General features: G+C 68.1%; 18 protein-coding genes. 12 read left to right on the forward strand and 6 right to left on the reverse strand.

Features of this window, described 5'->3' with window-relative positions:
* Positions 1-33: 33 nt before the first annotated feature.
* The 4 genes from IT293_10690 to IT293_10705 form a co-directional block, all read right to left on the reverse strand.
* Positions 34-3,240: a hypothetical protein gene (locus IT293_10690; protein MCC6765119.1), complete on the reverse strand. Its 3,207-nt coding sequence runs from the start codon at positions 3,238-3,240 to the stop codon at positions 34-36.
* A gap of 114 nt (positions 3,241-3,354) precedes the next feature.
* On the reverse strand, positions 3,355-5,340 hold the full coding sequence (locus IT293_10695) for an FAD-dependent oxidoreductase (GenBank protein MCC6765120.1): 1,986 nt from the start codon (positions 5,338-5,340) through the stop codon (positions 3,355-3,357).
* 4 nt (positions 5,341-5,344) lie between these two features.
* Complete coding sequence (locus tag IT293_10700; GenBank protein MCC6765121.1) at positions 5,345-5,836, reverse strand: nitroreductase family deazaflavin-dependent oxidoreductase; 492 nt, start codon at positions 5,834-5,836, stop codon at positions 5,345-5,347.
* Positions 5,837-5,903: 67 nt separating this feature from the next.
* On the reverse strand, positions 5,904-6,803 hold the full coding sequence (locus IT293_10705; protein ID MCC6765122.1) for a TIGR03619 family F420-dependent LLM class oxidoreductase: 900 nt from the start codon (positions 6,801-6,803) through the stop codon (positions 5,904-5,906).
* Between the two features lie 166 nt (positions 6,804-6,969).
* Here IT293_10705 and IT293_10710 point away from each other — a divergent pair, with 166 nt between their 5' ends.
* Positions 6,970-7,542 (forward strand): Uma2 family endonuclease, encoded by a 573-nt coding sequence (locus tag IT293_10710; GenBank protein ID MCC6765123.1) that lies wholly within the window; start codon positions 6,970-6,972, stop codon positions 7,540-7,542.
* Between the two features lie 52 nt (positions 7,543-7,594).
* Here the strand turns inward: IT293_10710 and IT293_10715 are convergent, their stop codons facing one another.
* The gene (locus tag IT293_10715; GenBank protein MCC6765124.1) at positions 7,595-8,254 is read right to left on the reverse strand and encodes a TetR/AcrR family transcriptional regulator; all 660 of its coding nucleotides are present in this window, start codon (positions 8,252-8,254) and stop codon (positions 7,595-7,597) included.
* 132 nt (positions 8,255-8,386) lie between these two features.
* Between IT293_10715 and IT293_10720 the strand changes: the two genes are divergently transcribed.
* The 8 genes from IT293_10720 to IT293_10755 are packed head-to-tail and all read left to right on the forward strand — an operon-like array spanning position 8,387 to position 17,171.
* Complete coding sequence (locus tag IT293_10720; protein ID MCC6765125.1) at positions 8,387-11,314, forward strand: molybdopterin-dependent oxidoreductase; 2,928 nt, start codon at positions 8,387-8,389, stop codon at positions 11,312-11,314.
* Positions 11,311-12,369: a 4Fe-4S dicluster domain-containing protein gene (locus IT293_10725; protein ID MCC6765126.1), complete on the forward strand. Its 1,059-nt coding sequence runs from the start codon at positions 11,311-11,313 to the stop codon at positions 12,367-12,369. The genes IT293_10720 and IT293_10725 overlap by 4 nt, the downstream gene beginning before the upstream one ends.
* Positions 12,370-12,378: 9 nt before the next feature.
* Positions 12,379-13,029 (forward strand): ethylbenzene dehydrogenase, encoded by a 651-nt coding sequence (locus tag IT293_10730; GenBank protein ID MCC6765127.1) that lies wholly within the window; start codon positions 12,379-12,381, stop codon positions 13,027-13,029.
* 3 nt (positions 13,030-13,032) lie between these two features.
* Positions 13,033-13,743 (forward strand): molecular chaperone TorD family protein, encoded by a 711-nt coding sequence (locus IT293_10735; GenBank protein ID MCC6765128.1) that lies wholly within the window; start codon positions 13,033-13,035, stop codon positions 13,741-13,743.
* Positions 13,740-15,023: an acyl-CoA/acyl-ACP dehydrogenase gene (locus IT293_10740; GenBank protein ID MCC6765129.1), complete on the forward strand. Its 1,284-nt coding sequence runs from the start codon at positions 13,740-13,742 to the stop codon at positions 15,021-15,023. The genes IT293_10735 and IT293_10740 overlap by 4 nt, the downstream gene beginning before the upstream one ends.
* Before the next feature lie 44 nt (positions 15,024-15,067).
* Entirely contained in the window at positions 15,068-16,015 is a 948-nt protein-coding gene (locus IT293_10745) for an SDR family NAD(P)-dependent oxidoreductase (GenBank protein ID MCC6765130.1), read from the forward strand.
* A complete protein-coding gene (locus IT293_10750) occupies positions 16,012-16,386 on the forward strand; it encodes a hypothetical protein (protein ID MCC6765131.1) in 375 nt (124 codons plus the stop codon). The genes IT293_10745 and IT293_10750 overlap by 4 nt, the downstream gene beginning before the upstream one ends.
* Positions 16,387-16,421: 35 nt before the next feature.
* Entirely contained in the window at positions 16,422-17,171 is a 750-nt protein-coding gene (locus IT293_10755; protein ID MCC6765132.1) for an acetoacetate decarboxylase family protein, read from the forward strand.
* A 100-nt stretch (positions 17,172-17,271) separates the two neighbouring features.
* Here the strand turns inward: IT293_10755 and IT293_10760 are convergent, their stop codons facing one another.
* Positions 17,272-17,538, reverse strand: a complete 267-nt coding sequence (locus IT293_10760; protein ID MCC6765133.1) for a hypothetical protein — start codon at positions 17,536-17,538, stop codon at positions 17,272-17,274.
* A 147-nt stretch (positions 17,539-17,685) separates the two neighbouring features.
* Between IT293_10760 and IT293_10765 the strand changes: the two genes are divergently transcribed.
* From IT293_10765 to IT293_10775, 3 genes are all read left to right on the forward strand, one after another.
* Positions 17,686-18,837: an acyl-CoA dehydrogenase family protein gene (locus tag IT293_10765; GenBank protein ID MCC6765134.1), complete on the forward strand. Its 1,152-nt coding sequence runs from the start codon at positions 17,686-17,688 to the stop codon at positions 18,835-18,837.
* A 94-nt stretch (positions 18,838-18,931) separates the two neighbouring features.
* Positions 18,932-19,168 (forward strand): AbrB/MazE/SpoVT family DNA-binding domain-containing protein, encoded by a 237-nt coding sequence (locus tag IT293_10770; protein ID MCC6765135.1) that lies wholly within the window; start codon positions 18,932-18,934, stop codon positions 19,166-19,168.
* Positions 19,168-19,569 carry a type II toxin-antitoxin system VapC family toxin gene (locus IT293_10775; GenBank protein MCC6765136.1) on the forward strand — a complete coding sequence of 134 codons (402 nt, stop codon included), beginning with the start codon at positions 19,168-19,170 and terminating at the stop codon, positions 19,567-19,569. The genes IT293_10770 and IT293_10775 overlap by 1 nt, the downstream gene beginning before the upstream one ends.
* Position 19,570: the final 1 nt, after the last annotated feature.

The raw sequence follows: 19,570 nt of genomic DNA on the forward strand, positions 1-19,570 counted from the left end.
CGGCAGGAAGATCGCGGAAGCGAAAACGCGGGCTCAGGGGGGGCCGTGCGGCAGCGCCGGCGGAGCGTACACCTCGACGAGGGCGTCCACGGCGCGCCGGAGGACGACGCAGCGGACGCATTGCGTGACCGCGCGGCCGTCGCGGCCGCATGCGTCGAGGCGCGCGAGGTCCTGGGGGTTGCAACCGGTGAGTGGGGCGGGATCGGGGAGCGTGACGGCGGACGTGAGGGAGAGCTTCCGGTCGGGCGTCTTGACGAGCGTATCCTGCGCCGGCGGCGCGGCGAGGAAGGCCGCGACCTTCGTGAACACCGTGTCGAGGTCGATGAGCACCCATTGAGCGAGCGCCTCCGGACACGACGGATCGGCGCGCGTGGTGTCGTCGCCGAACGCTGCGTGGCTGACGGCGATGGCCGCCTCGGTGGCGTGCTGTAGGAGGCGCGCCTCGCGCGCGCGCTCGATGCCGGGATCCGCCTTGCGCAGGTCGCGCAGGAAGACTTCCGCCGCCCGCGCCACCTCGGCGGCCGTCGCGGGATCTTCTGGACGGACCTCGGCCGACCCGACGTAGTAGCCGCGACAGCGCTCGGTCGGGTGATCGGCGGGAGCGTGCGGATCACCGCTGACGTTCACGAGACAATCGGTCGTCGCCTTCGCGCGCTCGGCGATGTACGTCCGCACCGCTCGAACGACGAGCGCGGTCCGCTCGTCATCGGCTGGGGGCGCGACCACCGGGATGCGGAAGGGGGTGCAGAGATTGGCGTCGCACGCCGTCCCGAGCCCGTCGAGATCGTCGTCGAAGCTCGAACGATCCGGGGCGTCGATGCAGTGGTCGAAGGCGTCGAGCATGCCGTCGCCGTCGCGGTCCCCGAAGAGCGTGGACGGCTGGTCGGTCGTCGTCGCGACGCCGATCATCGGCGTTCCGTCGATCGTCGTCATCGTGAGCGGGGGCAGGGTGGGTCCGACCTGCACGGCGAGCGCTTGGAATCCCAAGGTGTCCACGTTGACGATGACGAGCACGTCCTTGCCGGGACCGCCCGGCTCCCGACCGAGGAAGTAGATGTTGCGATTCCGGACGGCGTACGGATGCATCCATTCGTAGCCGTCCCTTTCGCAGCGGGCTGCCGGGACGTCGATGCGGATGCGCCGCGGCGTCGTCGCCGCGAGGTCGTACGCGGTCATGACCGGCGTTGCGGTGCCCGCAGGCGGTGGCGGCGTGATCTCTTTGGCGCGATAGGCGATCAGCGCGCCGCCGACCACGAAGTCCTCCGCCTGTCCGATCGTGATCCGTTGGGTCGTGGCCAGGTTGTAGGCGCGCAGGACGCGGTCGGCTGCATCGCCGTCTCCGTTCAGGTCGCAGCCGCCGGGCGCCGTGGTCGCGACGCAGTCGAGTCCGGCGGAACCTTCGGCGCTCTCGGGGGTGACGAAGACGACCCATTTCTGGCCCGCGACTACGCTGATCGCGACGTCATCGGCAGCGACCCCGAGACCCGTCGGTGTCGGCGCGACCGGCGGGTTCACGGCGGCGAGCATCAAGACGGTGTCGTTCGTGTCCCCGTCGTTGTTGCCGGAGCTTCCGAGCGAGCTCTCCGGGACCGTCATCGCGACCAGATGATCGGAGAGGGCGAGCTTCTCGACGGCGTACGTGAGGGAGAGGACCGCGTTGGTGTCGGCATCGTAGAATTGCGCGACGGCATCGGTGCGCGCGGCCGCGGTACGCGCCGCCGGATCGATGACGGCGGCGCGCGCGGCGATCGAAGGATTCGGACTCACGACCGACGGTATCCCCGACGTGTTCACGAGCTTCAGCACGGGCGTCCCGCCGCCGCTCGCGGGCTCGCGGAAGAACACGAAGGGAGCCGCGACCACGAGGGGGCCGCCGTTCAGGACGGCATCCCTGCTGACGTCGATGGCGCCGACGGTCGGGGTGATGTCGGCGCCGTCCGCGTCGACCACGCGCAGCGTGTCGTCGGTGCGCACCATCGCCGTGAGCCCGACGTGGGCGTCGAGGAGCGGGATCGTGGAGGTCGGCGTCACCCGACCCGCCACCGGGACCTTGGTCGTGTCGGGACACTTCTGGCCGCCCTGCGCGATCGTCAGCACTTCGGGGACCATGTCGAGCTTGCCGTCGCCGTTGAGCTCGCCGACCGCCGGAAAGTTTTCGTCGGTCGTGAGCGCCGTGACCCGGCTCGCGGGCTTGATGCCGGAGAGCAGCGCGGGATGCTTGCAACGGTTGACCTTGAACTTCCGACCGCCCTGCGTGTTGTCCATCACGATCGGGCCGATGCCGGCGTGGGTGACGCCGAGGTCGTCTTGCACCGCGGTGACGCGATCGGTGAGGTCGTACAGGCCGCTACGGCGCGCGATGCGGATGACCGAGATTTCCGCGTCGGTCGTGCCGAAGAGCGCGCCGCTCCCGTCGACCGAAACGACCGGCGGAAGCGGGAAGCCCTCGCGGGAGAATGCCTGCACGAGCTCGGAATCCTTCGCGCCACCGGCCTTGGCGGTGGCGAGAACCTGGCCGATCTTGTCGGGCTTCGCGGAAAAGGCGCGAAAGTGTCCGGCGCCCCGTTGCAGGTGCGCGGCCGGACCCCTGGGAGTGACCGGCTTCTGCTTGTGGCGAAAGGGAATCAAGATGTTCTCGCCGCCGTCGAGGGTCATCAGCACGACATCGTCGTCGGTGTCCTTCCGATCGAAGTCGTTGGCCTCGGGCAGGAGGGTGAACTGCCGGAACATCGACTCGGGGATCGTGTCGCATCCGACCGTCGGCTGGTTGAGAGCGTCGATCTGGGCGATCGTGTTGCCGGCGCCGTCGTCGACCGTGATCCGCACCGGACCCGCTACGCCGAAGGGCCGTCCCGGCGGCGCGACGGCATTCGGCACGTCGAAGCGGAGGACGTGGTCGTCGAAGGGATCGACGGCGACCTTGGCGCCCATGAGCGGCATCGGTGTCGGCCCGGGGCTCGGTCCGAGCTCGACCGTGAAGTGGATCACCACACGGTCGCCCGCCTGGAAGTGATCGCGCTGGCCGATTGGGAGGGGATTCGGCAGGCACTCCGGTCGGAGCGTGATCATCACCGTGTCGCGCGGACCGGCAAGCGCGCGATCGACCACCCCGCGCGTCGAGACGAAGGTCCGTGAGGCCGGTGGAATGGTGTTGCAACCCGCCCGAGCCGGGTCGGCCGACGCGAGTACGGCCAGCAACGCCGTCACCGTCGAGAGCAGAGGCCGGATCCTTCCCGCCATGGCTCCTCCGTACCGCGTTGACATCCCGGGGGGCAGATCTTCGGATCGCGCGCCGGCCTGTACGCCCGGTGGTCGTCGAGGTCAAGCAGCGGCGTGCGCGCGGCCGCGCCGGGGCTAGATCGCCAAGCCCACGCTCGCGCCGTGCCTGGTCGCCTCGGCCATGAAGCGCGGCAGCCACGCCGCGCCGGCGATATAGACCTTCGGCACGCCGCCGTCCGCCTTGAGCTCGTCGTAGAGCGCGTGGTCCGGGACCGAGCCGTAGACGAGCACGATCGTGTCGAACCCCTTCTTCTCGTAGCTGCGGACGCCGTACGCCGACACGAGGTCGAAGGCGTCGGCCCGCACCGCCTGGAGCACGAGGTTCGTGTGCACCACGACCCCGCACTGCTCCATGCGGGCGTGCACCATTCCGATCGAATAGCGCGCGATCTCGAAGCCGAGGTGCACCGACTTGTGGAACACCTCGACGTGCTTGCCGCGCGCGGTGAGGTACTCCGCGACGCACGGGGTCTCGTAGTAGTCCTCCTGGGAGATGACCGCGATGCGGGCGCCGGTCTCGGCCTTGCCGGCGAGCACGTCCCACCCCTGCACCACGTGCGGCAGGTCGATGCCGGGAACCTCGCGCGGCACGCGCGGCACGGAGCCGGTCGCGATCACCACCGCGTCGGGCGCGAGCGCCTTCACCGTGGCGAGGTCGGCGGACGTCTGGAGCCGGACGTCGACGCCGAGCCGCTCCAGCTGGTTCTCCTCGAAGTAGACCTGGTCCTCGAAGTCGTCGCGGCCGGGGACGGGGACGGAGAGGAGCAGCTGGCCGCCGAGGCGCTTGCCGCGGTCCAGCAGGATCACCTCGTGGCCGCGCATCGCGGCGACGCGCGCGGCCTCGCAGCCGGCGATGCCGCCGCCGACGACGACCACGCGCTTCGGCGCCGCGGCCGGCTTGTATTCCTTCTCCCAGCGCACCTCGTTGCCGATCATGGGATTGATGGAGCACGTCGGGGTGTAGGGGAACGTCTTCGGCTCGGACGCCTCGTCGATGCAGCGCGTGCAGCTGATGCAGCGGCGGATCTCGGCGAGCCGGCCTTCGCGTGCCTTCACGGCGAAGTCCGGGTCGGCGATGCCGGCCCGCACCATGCCGACGAGGTCGCAGTAGCCGCCCTTCAGCAGGTCTTCGGCGACGACCGGGTCGTTCACCCGACCGCTGAAGAGCACCTTGATCTTCGGATCGAGGTCGGTGCGCGCCGCCTTGCCGCACTCCCGGAACTGCGCGTGCTCGTAGTACGAGGACGGCACGTACGAGGGCGCGCCCCAGCAGTGCCCGACGTCGACGTCGGCGAAGTCGATGAGGCCGGTCTCGCCGATGTAGTAGAGCATCTCGCGCATCGCGAGGTTGTCGAAGCCGCCCGCGCGGAACTCCTTGCCGCTGATGCGGATGCCGAGCGCGAGCCCGCTGCCGATGCGCTCGCGGACGCGCTCCAGCACCGCGACGACGAAGCGGATGCGCTCTTGCGGGCCGCCGCCCCACTCGTCGGTGCGGCGGTTGGTCACCGGCGAGAGGAAGCTGTAGCCGAGCGTCTCGTGCGCGCAGTGGATCTCGATGCCGTCGGTGCCGAGGTCCTTCGCCGCGGCCGCCGCGTTGGCGTAGCTATTGAGGAAAAACTCGATCTCGTCCGCGCCGATCACGTGCGGCGTGTAGTCCTGCGCGCCGACCACCACGACGGGTGACGGCGCCCACACCGCCGAGAGGTGCGTCAGCTGCGTGATCGCGACCGCGCCGGCGCGATGCACCTCGTCGAAGAACTTCGTCATGCCCTCGGCGAAGGCGGGGTTCTGGTAGGCGGCCCAGTGCGACGCGAAGCCGACCGAGAGGCCGACCTCGTCCGGCGCCCCGGGCGGGAAGGGCGAGTCGAGGAGCCAGGTCTCGCTGCCGATCCAGCCGGTGCCGCCGCGCGCCTTCGCGGCATGGTGGGCGATGAAGTGCTCGTCGATCAGACCGGGAGCCTGCGAGGAGTTGATGGTGTTGGTGGTCTCGCAGATGCGGTTCGGAACCCGCATCGGCCCGACCTGCAACGGCGAGAAGAGGTGCTCGAACTGGGTGCTCATCGGCTCACGCATCTCCCGTCGGCGAGAGGATCACGATCGGAAAAGACCGATCGGTCCCGGATTGGAAATGGCCCCACAGCGGCAGGACCGCGTTCAGCCTCGGCCAGAGGTCTCGGCGCTCCGCCTCGCTCGCCTCGCGCGCGACGGCGGCCGTCCGGTGGCGGTCGCGCTGCACCCAGCAGCGCGGGTTCGCGCCGAGGTTCAGGTACCAGGCCGGGTGCTGGTCGTAGCCCGCGAGCGACGCCACGATCACCATGTCGTCGCCGTGCTGGAGGAATACGAGCGCCACCGTGCGCTTCTCGCCCGACTTACGGCCGACCGTCGTGAGGAGCAGCGTCGGGAGCCCGGACGGACCCTTGCCGGCGGTGCGGCCGTCGGGGTTCGCGAGGTAGTCCGCGACGTCGGCCTTGCCGTCGCTCCGAATGCGGTCGAGCGACGACGTCTGGTCCCGCACGTGGGCCCAATCCGCGTCCGAGAGGAAGTCGGGTTTGTTCATCGAGTCTCGTTTCGCCATGGTCGGCCTTTCGATTCCGAGGTGGGACGGGGCGTCTTTGCGGCGATGCTCAAGAGCACTTCGCGATGACGTCTCCGGCATAGCGCTCGAGTGCTTCTTGCTTCACGGCGAGGGGCGGTTGCAAGGCCATCGACGACACGCCGAGGTCGCCGAGCACGCTCGGCAGGGTCCAGGGTGCGATCTGGAGATCGGTCACGCCGAGGTCTTCCAGCCGGCGGACGTCGTCGACGCTCACGGCGTCGGGGCAGTGCAGCATGACGTCGAAGGGCTCGCGCTCGCGCCCGAACTCGCGGCGCATCTCGGTGAGCTCCGCCATCATGCTCTTCGTTTCGTCGATCGTGTGCACGATGCCGATCCAGCCGTCGCCGTACTGCGCGGCGCGCTTCAGCGCGGGCTTCGACGAGCCCCCGACGTAGATCGGGATCTTCTTCTTCGGGACCGGCGCCATGACGAGGCGGTCGAAGTCGTAGTACCTGCCGTGGAACTCGACGAAGCCGCCGCCGAGGAGGAGCCGGATGATCTGGATGGCCTCGTTCTGTCGCGCGCCGCGCGTCTTCTTGTCCACCCCGAGCCACTTGAACTCCTCGGGCATCCACGCGAGCCCGACGCCGAGCGCGACCCGGTCGTTCGACACGGCGGCCACCGAGCAGAGTGCCTTCGCCTCGAGTAGCGGTTGGCGGATCGCGAGGCGGAGGACCGAGGGCAGGAACCGGATCCGTTTCGTCACCACCGCCATGGCGGTGATCGCGACCCACGGGTCGAGGACGGGCGTGTCGAGCGGCCAGAAGCGCTTGCCGTCGGGCGTGTACGGGTAGGGCTCGGACGTCACCTCGGGGAAGAAGGGCGCGTCGGCGACCTGGATGCTGTCCCAGCCCGACGCGTCGGCCGTGCGGGCGAGATCGAGGAACTCCGCCGGGTCGACCATGAAGATGTGGAATCCGAATCGCAAAGCGCACCTCCCGTTGCGGCCGCAATGTAGGCGCAAACCGGGTCCCGCGCCAAGCCGCGCGCCGGTCGGGCGGCGGGCACGCGCTCGGGCGGCTGATCGCTCCGAATAGTCGGTGCCCGCACCTCTGTGATGTGTCGGCGACACCCGCCGTGGTACGGTCGCTCGCATGACGAAGCCGCGACGCCTCGCGAGCTACGACGATCTCCGGAAGGTTCCCGACACCAAGGTCGCGGAGATCATCGACGGTGAGCTCGTCGTCTCGCCGCGCCCGGCGTTTCCGCACGCGCATGCGGGCTCGGTCATGGGTTCCGATCTCATCAATGCGTTCCACCGTCCGCCCGGGGATCCGAAGGGTCCGGGCGGATGGTGGCTGCTGGACGAGCCCGAGCTGCACTTCGGTGCCGACGTGATCGTTCCCGATCAAGCCGGCTGGCGCCGCGACAACGTTCCACGCTTGCCGAACGTCGCCGCGTTCGACCGCGCACCGGACTGGGTGTGCGAGGTGATCTCGCCCAGCACCGGCGCCATCGACCGCGGCCGCAAGATGCGCATCTACGCACGGGAGAACGTCGGCCACATGTGGATCGTCGATCCGTTGCTGCGCACCATCGAGGTCTATCGTCTCGACGGTGACCACTGGGTCGTGGCGAATACGTTCACCGGTGCGGCGCCGGCGCGCATCGAGCCGTTCGACGCCGTAGAGCTCGACGTCGGCCGGTGGTGGCTCGACGTCGACTGACGAGCGCCGACGCTGGAGGGCGTTCCGCCGCCGGGAGGACGGTGCGGCCGTCTCAGGGCTTCTTCGCTTTACTGGAGTGTACGCTACGGTAACGGAGATGCGCCGCGGCGCCCAGCACCGCCGCAGCTAGGACTTGGAAGGCATCCCGCAGGTCCACGCTCGGGTCGATTTCGTGCGCGATGAAGAGCCCGTCTCCTCCGGCCATCGTCAGGATGACCAGGTCCCGGACCCCATCCGCGTCGAGCTCACCGCCGAACAGCGAGTCGAACGTGACCAGCAACTGGCGGTACGCCTGATCGCGCACCTGAAGGTACATGGTCCTCGCCGAGACCTCGTCGGGCCGGCGGTCGAGCGCCAGCATCAGGCCGAGGCGAAGGAAGTCCGGTGCCGCGATGAGCGCGTTTGCCGTGCTTTCCACGGCGGATTTCAGCAGTTCTTCCCGCGTCGTCCCGGGTCGTGACGGGGTCCAGGCCCGCATGCCCTCGAGCCAGCGCCCGAAGCTGCGCTCGATCACGGCCGCGATCAGCCGGTCCTTGTCCTCGAAGTGCCAGTAGATCGAGCTCGCCGGCAGCCCGGACCGCTCGCTGACCAGGGCGATGCTCGTGCCGTCGTACCCGCGCTCGCCGGCAATCTCGGCAGCGGCGTCGAGGATGCGCTGGCGGGATTCCTCTCCGTGCGCGCGCTTGCGGCGGTCGGGCGACTTCCTCGTCATCGCCATGGTCGGAACTCCTTGACAGCCCGCACCGAGTTACTGTAGTGATCGCTACAGCTAGACAGGCTCGCCGGCTCGAGTCCGAGGCGGCGCCGCCGGGGGCCGGGAACACGCAGCACGCAAGGGGCGAGCATGCGGGAAATCTACCAGAGTCGGCGCGACTTCCTGAAACGCAGCGGAGCGACCGTCCTCACTCTGTCGCTGTCGTCGTTGGCGCGCACGGCCGGCGGCTGGCTGCCGCACGCCTCGGCCGACGGCGAACGTGCTGCCAGCTACGCGGACTGGGAAGACGTCTACCGAAAACAATGGACGTGGGACCGCGTGGCGTTCGGCTCCCATCTGAACATCTGTTGGCCCGTGGGGTCGTGCCTGTTCCACGTCTACGTGCGCAACGGAATCGTGTGGCGCGAGGAGCAGGCTGCACGAACCACGGCCTGCGCACCCGACTACCCGGACTACAACCCGATGGGCTGCCAGAAGGGCGCCGCGTTCAACAACAACCTCTACGGAGACGAACGCCTCAAGTTTCCGCTCAAGCGCACAGGGCGCCGCGGCGAGGGCAGGTGGGAGCGCATCGGCTGGGACCAGGCGACGACCGAGATCGCCGATGCGATTCTCGACGGGCATCTCGCCGGCGGCACCGACACGTTCGTGCTCGATGCGCCGCACCACCACTGCGGATCGATCGGCTGGGCAGGCGCGATGCGCCTGAACTACCTGCTCGACGGAGTACAGCCCGACGTAAACGTCGACATCGGCGACGTCTACATGGGCGCGCTGCAGACCTTCGGAAAGATGCAGTCCGGGTACTCGGCCGACAATCTCCTCGATGCCGAGCTCATCTTCATGACCTGCAGCAACTGGTCGTACACCTATCCCTCCGGGTACCACTTCCTGACCGAGGCGCGGTACAACGGTGCCGAGGTCGTGGTCATCGCGCCGGATTACAATCCGACGATGCCGGCGGCCGACATCCACGTGCCGGTGCGCGTCGGCGCCGATGCCGCCTTCTGGCTCGGTGTCTGCCACGTGATGATCTCGGAAGGCCTCTTCGACCGGGATTTCGTCGTCGAGCAGACGGACCTGCCGCTCCTCGTACGCGACGACACCGGGAAGTTCCTTTCCGCGGCCGATGTGGAGGAAGGACGCGGCGACCAGTTCTACTTTTTCGACACCGGCGCCTCCGCGCTGCGCCCGGCCAGTCGGCGGACGCTGCGTGTCGAGGGATCCCCGCTGCTGGAAGGTGCGCGCACGGTCACGCTGCGCGACGGCACGCCGGTCGGCGTGCGCCCGGTGTTCGACCGCCTGAAGGAGATGCTCGAACGCGACTACGCCCCGGAGGAAGCGAGCCGGAAGAGCGGAGTGCCGGTGTCGCTGATCCGGGAGCTGGGGCGCAAGGTCGCGACCCGGCGCACCTGCTCGTACATAGGCTTCACGGCCGGCAAGCACTACCACGGCGACCTGATGGAGCGCAGCCTCCACCTCGCGATGGCGCTCAGCGGGAACTGGGGAAAACCGGGAACCGGCTATGCCATCGCGACGACGCCGGAGGAACACATCACGTACCTCGCGGCCATGGATCGTCCGGTGAAGGACGGGGGCGTCGAGGACCTGCACGGCGTGGCAGACGACGCCGCGGTCGGCATGCGCGGGCGCGATCCCGACAGCAACGACGAGATCGCCAATCTCGAGATGAACGTCAAGGCGACCCGGCTGATGGGGTTCGTCACGCCGTCGCTGTGGCTCTACAACCACGCCGGCTACAAGCCGCTCTACGACAATCCCGCGCTCGCCGATCCCGCGACCGGAAAGGTCTACGGCGACTATCTCCGGGAGGCGCTGGCGAACGACTGGTGGGTGAAGGACTCGTTGCGACCGGTCCCGGGAAACGACCCGCACGTCCTCATGCTGCTCAACCACAATCCACTCAGGCGCAAGCGCAGCGGCATGAAGACCTATCCCGACGTCCTGTTCCCGAAGCTCGGGATGATCTTCGCGCTCGAGACCAGGATGTCGTCCTCCGCGATGTACGCCGACATCGTGCTGCCCTGCGCCTGGTATTACGAGAAGCACGAGATGACGAACGGGACCTCCGGCAACCCGTTCTACACGTATGTCGATCGCGCCGTGCCGCCGCCGGGCGAGTGCAAGGAAGAGTGGGCCATCATGGCGCTCATTCTCGAGAAGGTCGTCGAGCGCGCACGCGCACGCGGGCTCGCGGAATTCATCGACCACTTCGGCATGAAGCACCGCTACGCGGCCCTGCGCGACCAGTTCACGATGAACGGCCACCTCGAGACCAACGAGGATTGCCTGAAGGAACAGATCGAGATCTTCCGCACCGTCGGCGTGCTGCCGAAGGACTTCACGTACGAGCAGTTCCGAAGCGAGGGCCAGGTGCGCCTGCACGGGCTCAGCGGACGCGCACTCCTCGCAGCCGCGAACCAGTTCACCGCCGACCGGCCGTTCTACAGCTTCAGGTGGCACGTCGAGGACAAGAAGATCTTCCCGACCCACACCCGGCGGGCCCAGTTCTACCTCGACCACGACTGGTATCTCGAAGCCGGCGAGGCCCTGCCCGTGCACAAGGAAGCGCCGCCGATGGGCGGCGACTACCCGTTCGTGATCACCGGGGGCCATCCGCGCGTGAGCATCCATGCGACGCACCTCTCGAACGCGCACCTCTCCCGCCTCCACCGTGGCCAGCCGGTCGTGCACGTGAACGACCGCGATGCCGCACGGCTCGGGCTCGCCGACGGCGATTTCGCGGAAATCTACAACGACATCGGCGAGAGCCGCGTCATGGTGAGGACCGCGGCCAACATCCAGCCGGGCCAGTGCGTCGTCTATTTCTGGGAGACCTACCAGTACAAGGACTGGAAACCGTACGACACGCTGCTGATCGGCTTGCCGAAGGCTCTTCATCTCGCAGGCGGCTACGAGCAGTTCCGGTACTACTCGATGAACGGTGGTCCACAACCGGCCACCGACCGCGGCGTGCGCGTCGGGATCCGGCGCGCAGCGGACGAAGCGCCTCACGCCACCGGAGAGAGCCTGTGAGCTACCGCATCGGAGGAACGAAGGACGATCTGCGCGCTGCGAAGCGACAGCTCGTCACCGTCATCGACCTGAACAAGTGCATCGGCTGCCAGACCTGCACGATCGCCTGCAAGAACCTTTGGACGAAGCGGCCGGGCACCGAGCACATGCGCTGGGCGAACGTCTCGACGTGGCCCGGCAAGGGCTATCCGCGCGACTTCGAGAAGAAGGGCGGCGGGTTCCGCGACGGCCAGCCGCAGCCCGGCAGCATCCCCACGTACGAGGACAGCGGCGACGACTTCCGCTTCAATCATGACGAGGTCTTCTACGACGGAAACGGCCAGTCCGCGCACCTGCGTCCCATGCGCAGGCTCGACGGCGGCACGCCTCGCTGGGGCTACAACTGGGACGAAGACCAGGGCGGCGGCGACTGGCCGAACGCGTTCTTCGTCTACCTCGCGCGGATGTGCAATCACTGCAGCAATCCCGCATGCCTCGCCGCCTGTCCGACCCAGGCGATCTACAAGCGCGAGCAGGACGGAATCGTGCTGATCGACCAGGAGCGGTGCAAAGGCCACCGGCACTGCGTCGAGGCCTGCCCCTACAAGGCGATTTACTTCAACCCCGTCAGCGAGACGAGCGAGAAGTGCATCCTGTGCTTCCCGCGCGTCGAGAAGGGCATTGCCCCGGCGTGCAACCGCCAGTGTCCCGGGCGTGTCCGCTGCTTCGGCTATCTCGACGACGAGACGAGCCACGTCCACCGACTGGTCCGGCAGTGGAGTGTGGCGCTTCCGCTGCACCCCGAGTACGGCACCGAGCCGAACATCTACTACGTCCCGCCCATGGGATCGCGCGGATTCGGCGCCGACGGGGAGATCACCGACGACAGCCGCATCCCGGTCGAGCGACTCGAGGAGCTGTTCGGCCCGCGCGTGAACGACGCGTTGAAGGTGCTCCGCCAGGAGCGGGAGAAGCAGCGAAACGGCGGCAAGTCCGAGCTCATGGACATCCTCATCAGCAACATCTGGAAGGACCGTTTCGGCGGGTTCGACGCGGATCCGCTGACTCCGGCGTGAGGTAGAACGATGGGCTGCAAGGCGCACCGAGTTCCCGACTCCGACTCCGCCCTGCTCGACGCGTCGTCGAGCGCGTGGACGAACGTGCCGATGACGGCCATCGACTTGTTCCCGGCGCCGCTGCCGATGGTGGAGGCCGCCTCGCCGTTTCTCGCGCGTAGCGCCGGCCACGGCACGCTGCGCCGCATCGAGCTGGCGGCGGCTCACAACGGCCGCTGCCTGGCGATTTCCCTGCGATGGGGCTGCGGCAGGCACGCCGAGATCGTCGATCTCGATCAGTTCGTGGACGCCGTCGCGGTGCTGTTCCCGATGTCGAGGACAGCCATCGCCATGACGATGGGCAGCGCCGAGGGGCCGGTGAACGGCTGGCTGTGGCGGGCGAACCGGCAGCGGCCGTACGAGATCATGGGCACGGGCTACGCTGCCGTCCGTCGTCTCGACGACGAAGCGGCAGGCGATCTCACCGCTTCCGCGCGTCACGATGGATCGAGCTGGCACGTCGTCTTCCGGCGTGGCTTGTCCGGCAAGGAGGGGCAGGTCTCCTTCCTGCCCGGGCAGGACCTGAAGATCGCACTGGCCGCGTGGGACGGCGGCAACGCGGAGCGGTCGGGCCGCAAGTCGATTTCCGGCGACTTCACCGATTTCTCCCTGGAGGCCTGAGGCATGGGCGAGCGACTCCAGCTCACGATCGAGGACGGGCGTTCTGACGCCGCCGCGCGAGCCGTCGCCTACGATTCGTTCCGCCGGCTGTTCCTGTACCCGGGCGGCCAGGAGCAGAAGGACCTCGTTCTCGACGGCGCGATCGAGGATCTCCGGCGGATCGCGGCCGATCTTCCGTATCCCACCGTCTGGATGGCGGACCTCGCCATGCCGCGAAGCATCGATGTCGCCACAGATTTCACTCGCCTGTTCGACCACTGCAGCGGACGCGCCAGAGCGTCGCTGCACGAAAAGGACCACGTCGCCGTCGAGGCCTCGCGACTGTGGGAGGAGCTGATCCGCTACTACGAGCACTTCGGCTTGGAGTACGATCTGGGCCGCGCGCGCGAGTGGCCGGACTGCCTGCCGGTCGAGCTCGAGTTCGCGCACTACCTCGCGTTCCTCGAAGCGACGGTCGATGCGCGACACACCCCGGATCTCGTGCGCGCGCAGGCCGATTTCCTCGACCGACACCTGGCGGCCTGGGTGCCCGCTTTCGCGGTGCGCGTCGCTCTGGCCGGCGCCGGCACCGTGTACTGCACCTGCGCGAATGCTCTCGCGGACTTCGTGGCGGCCGACGCCGGCTACCTCGACGCGCGCAGGACATCCCCGCCGATGGCCCGGGCGACCGGTCGATCTGGGCACGGCGCCAACCTGGAGAGCCGACGAACATGAAACAATTCGACTACGACACGATTCCGATTGCCGACCTTCCGTACGGCGGGCTCGAGGCCGGCCTGAGCGACGAGGAGCGCGCGATCGCCGACATGATTCGCGGCTTCGCCACGGACGTGATGCGACCGCTCGGCCAGAAGCTCGACCGGATGACGGCGGACGAGGTCGCAGCGGAAGGCTCGCCTGTCCTCGGGTTCCTCGAGCAGATGAAAGCGCTCGGCATGGGCATCGAAACGCTGGTCACGATGCCCGCCGGCCAGATGGTGCGGATGTTCCCCCTGGTGCAGAGCATCCTTGGCTGGGGCGACGCGGGCCTTGCCATTCTCGCGGGCGCGTCCGGCTTTCCGGCCACTGTCGCCCAGCTCAGCGGCAACGCCGAGCTGATCGAGAGATTCGGCTCCTGCCGCGGTTGCTGGATCGGCACGCAGCCGGACCGCGGCTCGGACACCACCGACCTCGATGGCCGCGAGAAGTTCCCGGGGCGGCGGCACGGCAAGGCCAATCTCGTCGCGCGAGTCACCCGCGACGAGGTGATCCTGCACGGGCAGACCTCCGCCTGGGTTACCGGTGCGCCGATCGCCGAGTGCGGCCTCGCGTACATACCGGCCGACTACGGGAACGGATTGTACGCCGATGACGGGACGATGCGTGGCGCCGTCGTGTTCGTGCCGTTCGACGAGCCGGGCGTGTCCAGGGGCAAGCCCCTCGAGAAGCTGGGCCAGCGCCCGCTCCCACAGGGTGAGGTGTTCTTCGACGAGGTCCGCCTGCCGCGGCGCTACCTGATGAGCGACGACTCCGCGTACCGGGGAAAGTTCTTCAGCGCCTTCACACTGGCGAACATGGAGATGGCATGCGTGTTCGCGGGCGTCGCGCGCGCCGCCCTCGACCATGCCCTCGCCTATGTACACGAGCGCGAGCAGGGCGGCGCGCTGCTGATCGAGCACCAGAGCGTGCGGGCGCGCATTTTCCGCATCTGGCAGTCGTCGGAGGCCGCGTTCGCGATCGCCCAGCGCTGCGCGAACTACAACTTCCTCGGAAACCCTCACGTGCTCGCGTCCATCACGGCTAAGGTCACCGCCACGCAGCACGCGGTGCAGGCCGCCGACGAAGCGCTGCAACTGTTCGGCGGCTACGGTCTCAGCCGGGAGTATCCGATGGAGAAGCTCCTGCGCGATGCGCGCGCCGCGACGATCGAGGACGGAGAGAACCACATGCTCGGCCTGGTCGCCGCGGGTCACCTCAGCCAGTGGTTCCAGTCGTCGGGCCTTCGCGGTGCATGAGGCGAACGACGAAGAACGCAGCGGGAACGTCCGGAGGCAGAACCATGACGACACACGGGAAGCGCCTGGACGACGCCTTCCTTGCGGGACGGGTCGCCGTCATCACCGGGGCAGGCAGCGGGATCGGCCTGGCGATGGCCGAGCGGGCCGCGTCGGCGGGCATGAAGGTGGCGCTGGCCGACATCGAGGACGCAGCGCTCGCACGCGCCGAGTCGCGAGTCGGTGCCGCCGGCGCGCAGGTGATCGCCGTGCGCACCGACGTGAGCGATCCCGCGTCCGTCGACGAGCTCGCGCGGCGCGTGCAGCAAGAGCTTGGCGACCCGTGGCTCGTCGCCAACAACGCCGGCGTCGCGAAGATCGGCCTGTCCTGGCAGCTCCGCACTTCGGATTGGCGGTGGGTGCTCGACGTCAATCTATTCGGCGTCGTCCACGGCACCGTCGCGTTTTTGCCCGGACTGGTCGCGCGCAACGAAGGCCATCTCGTGAACACGGCTTCGGCCGCCGGATTGCTCGGCGTGCCTGGAGGCGCACCCTATGTCGCCTCCAAGCACGCCGTGGTCGGGCTGTCCGAGGCGATCTGTCGCGAGCTGCGTGCAACCGGATCGGCCGTGGGCGTCTCGGTGCTGTGTCCCGCCGCCGTGGACACCCGCATCGCCTATGCGGAGCGCAACCGGCCCGGGATGCCGCACTACGAGGCGCCGACCGAGGGACTGCCGCCGATTCTCGTCGAGGAACCCCTGCACGTCCTGGCGCCGCACGACGTCGCCGCGGCGGTGTTCGCCGCGATCCGCGAGAAGCGGTTCTGGATCCTGCCGCACGCCGAGCAACTTCGCGGTCCGGTGCTCGCCCGCGCACGCCAGATGATCGACGGCATCGATCCCGACGACGAAAGCATGGATCGTGCCTCGGCCATCATTCACGGGTTCGTAGCCGGTGTGAGGTTTCTCGGACGAGACCCGGGATCGAGGCCCGCCGCGGCGGAAACGGCATGAAGTCGCATTCCATGGTGCTGTTCATCGGCGGCACGACGCTGGCCGCTTGTGGTGCCGCCGTGATCGGCCTGCTCGGCATCGTCGGCGGCCCGCCGGCGCAGCCCGACGGCGAGAAGTTCACCGTCGATGCGACACCGATCGCGCGACTCGTGGACACGCCGTGCACACATGCGCTCTTCGTCGAACGACTCGGCGCCGGAGACCTGATCGACAGCCCGCAGCTGCGGCTCGCGAGCCGGTTGACGCTGCGGCGCCTCGCCGACCTGCCGTTCGTCGATCTCAGCGAGATGAAACTGAAAGGAGTCCAGGCCGAGCTCGCCGGCCTCGACCCTCATGCACCGGACTGTCGCCGCACCGGCTCGAACCCATAGAGGTTCGAGCCCTGTGGGGTGAGGAGGACGAAACGATGGCGTTCAACCTGATTCGCGGAATCCGTGCATGGAAGGACCACGGCATGCGGTTCGGCGGCGCGTTGTGGAGCAACGCCCGCATGGTCTTCGTCGACCTCCCCGTGGATCCCGGCGAGGTCGAGCCCTGGCTGCCGTTTCCAATGCGCCTGGCACGGCCGGCGCGTGTGACGTTCTTCGTGGCGCACTATCCCGAATGCGTCTGGGGCGTTCCGTACCACGAGATCGGGCTCTTCGTGCAGGTGCGACTCTTCGGCATCGTTCCGATGCTCCATTGCGCATGGATGCTGGTCGATGACGACACGCACCTGATCAACGGGCGCGAGATGCTCGGCTACCCCAAGAAGATGGCGACGATCCGTTTCGAGGAACGCGACGGAAGGATCTTCGGCTCCGCCGAGCGCAGGGGACGCGAAGTCTGCCGCATCGAGGGAACGATCGGCGCACCGCTGCAGGATCCGCCGCCGGGGGTCGGCCGCTGGGGCGTCAACGCCCGGCACCTGCTGACGTTCACGCCGGGCCACCTCGTCGTGGTCAAGCCGACCGAGACCGTCCACCAGGCGAACGCCGTCGATCTCCAGGTGACGCTGACGCCGACCGAGAACGATCCCATCTGTCGCGTCGCCGGTGCGCCAGAGAACGCCACCATCCGCACGTGCGACATCGGCATGAGCCCGATTCCACCGATCCGGATCTGGCCCGTTGGCCCGCTGTTCCAGGCGACGTTGATGCGTCTTCGCGTGAGCTGAGCAGCGCGCGCGCGAACGCCGCGTCGCTACGGCGGATCGAGATCGCGGCAGAAAGCCGAAACGGTACGAAGGCGGGACTTCTCCGTGTCGAAGATGCCCTTCACGAGGTTTCGCCAGCGGGCGTATTTGTGGATCTCGTCGAGTACGAGCAGTCGCCTTCAGGGCTCATGTCGGCGAGGCCGAGCTCCTCGCGGCACTGGGGCGTCAGGTCCGCCGTCGCGAGCGCGCTGTCGAGACACAGCCGAGCCAAGTGCAACGGACCGCGTAGCTCGTGACACACATAGTTCAGGAGTTGCTGTTTCGCGTCGACCTGGGAGCGCAGCCGATGGATCTCGGCCAGCAACGCATTCGCGGAGTCGATGATCATGGAAATCTGACTGTCCGCCGGGGTCAGGTCCGGGAGCACACGGAGTCAGGAATCCCGACAGGCGGACCGGGGCGGCGTGCGGTTCCGCTGCGTGAATGCTAGAAGCCGCCCCCAACCCACCGTGCCGAGGAGACCCGTTCCCCGATGATGAAGCGCGACGTCTACACCGAAGAGCACGAGCTCTTCCGCGAGCAGTTCCGGAAGTTCGCCGCCAAGGAGATCGAGCCGAAGATCGAGCGCTGGAACCGCGACGGCATCACCGACCGCGAGACGTGGAAGCGGATGGGTGAGGCCGGCTTCCTCGCGCCGTGCGTGCCCGAGGAGTACGGCGGAGCCGGCGTCGACTTCCGCTACGACGCCATCATCATCGAGGAGATCGCCTACATGCGAGCCCACGGCATCATGACGACGGTCCACGCGTCGATCTGCCTGCCGTACGTCATCACCTACGGCACGCCGTCGCAGAAGAAGAAGTTCCTGCCGCCCGCCGTGACCGGCGACCTGCTCTTCGGGATCGGCATGACCGAGCCCGGCGCCGGCTCCGACCTCGCGAACATCCAGACGAAGGCGATCCGCCACGGCGACCATTACGTCGTGAACGGCGCCAAGACGTTCATCTCGATCGGCCAGCTCGGCGGCGCCTACGTGACGGCCGTGAAGACCGACCCGAGCGCCAAGCCCGCCCACAAAGGCGTGAGCCTCCTCGTCATCGAGGCCGACACGCCGGGCTTCGTGCGCGGCCGGAAGCTCGAGAAGCTCGGCTTCCCGTCGCAGGACACGAGCGAGCTCTTCTTCGAGGATTGCAAGGTGCCGGTCGAGAACCTGCTCGGGAAGGAAGGGCAGGGCTTCAAGATGATGATGGAGAAGCTCCAGCAGGAGCGCCTCTCGATCTGCATCACCGCGATCGCGTCGTGCCGCCGCGCCCTCGACGACACCATCGCCTACACGCTCCAGCGGAAGGCCTTCGGGCGCCAGATCGCCCATTTCCAGAACACCCAGTTCAAGCTCGCCGAGCTCGCGACGCAGATCCAGATCGGCCAGGCCTTCGTCGACCAGCTGATCGTCGCGCACGTGCGCGGCGACGAGATCGTCTCCGAGGTGAGCATGGGCAAGTGGTGGACGACCGACCTCCAGAAGAAGGTGGTCGGCGAGTGCCTCCAGCTGCACGGCGGGTACGGCTTCATGCACGAGTACCCGATCTCCCAGGACTACGCCGACGCCGCGGTGCAATCGATCTACGCAGGGTCGAACGAGATCATGAAGGTGATCATCGCCAAGCGCATGGGGCTCGGGGGGTAGCGCATGCCTGTTCCGGCCGCGCGGCGTGCGCGCTTGACGGGCCGGCGTCATGCCGCCAAAGTAAGACCTCTCGAAGTATTACCAGGAGGACGTGATGCGCGTCACCACGAAGGGGCAGGTCACCATTCCGATCGAGATCCGTGAACGACTCGGACTCCTGCCCAACAGCGAGGTCGAGTTCGTGGTCGAGGGGGCCGCGGTGCGACTCCGAAAAGCCCGGGGCGCGCGCCGGCGAGGACGCGGACGGAGCATCGTGGAGCGTTTGAAGGGCAAGGCGACCAGTGGTCTGACCACGGCCCAGATCATGGCGCTTACGCGCGGCGAGAAGTAGTGGCGGTCCTCGTCGACAGCAACGTGCTGCTCGACGTCCTCACCGAAGATCCACGCTGGTCTTCGTGGTCCGAGAGCGCGCTGGCCGAGCAAGGGGATCGCGACGTGCTGGCGATCGACCCGATCATCTATGCGGAGGTGTCGATCGGCTTCGTACGGATCGAGGAGGTCGAGGCCGCGCTGCCTCCGTCGACGTTTCACCGGCTGACCCTCCCCTGGGAGGCGGCCTTTCTCGCGGGCAAGTGTTTCGTGCGCTACCGGAAGCGCGGCGGGACCCGGACGTCGCCCTTGCCGGACTTCTACATCGGCGCGCACGCCAGCGTGTCGGGCATGAAGCTGCTCACGCGTGACGCCGCACGCTATCGGACCTACTTCCCCAGGTTGCGGCTGATTGCCCCGTGAA

Source organism: Deltaproteobacteria bacterium (genome assembly GCA_020848745.1).
Classification (GTDB): domain Bacteria; phylum Desulfobacterota; class Binatia; order UTPRO1; family UTPRO1; genus UTPRO1.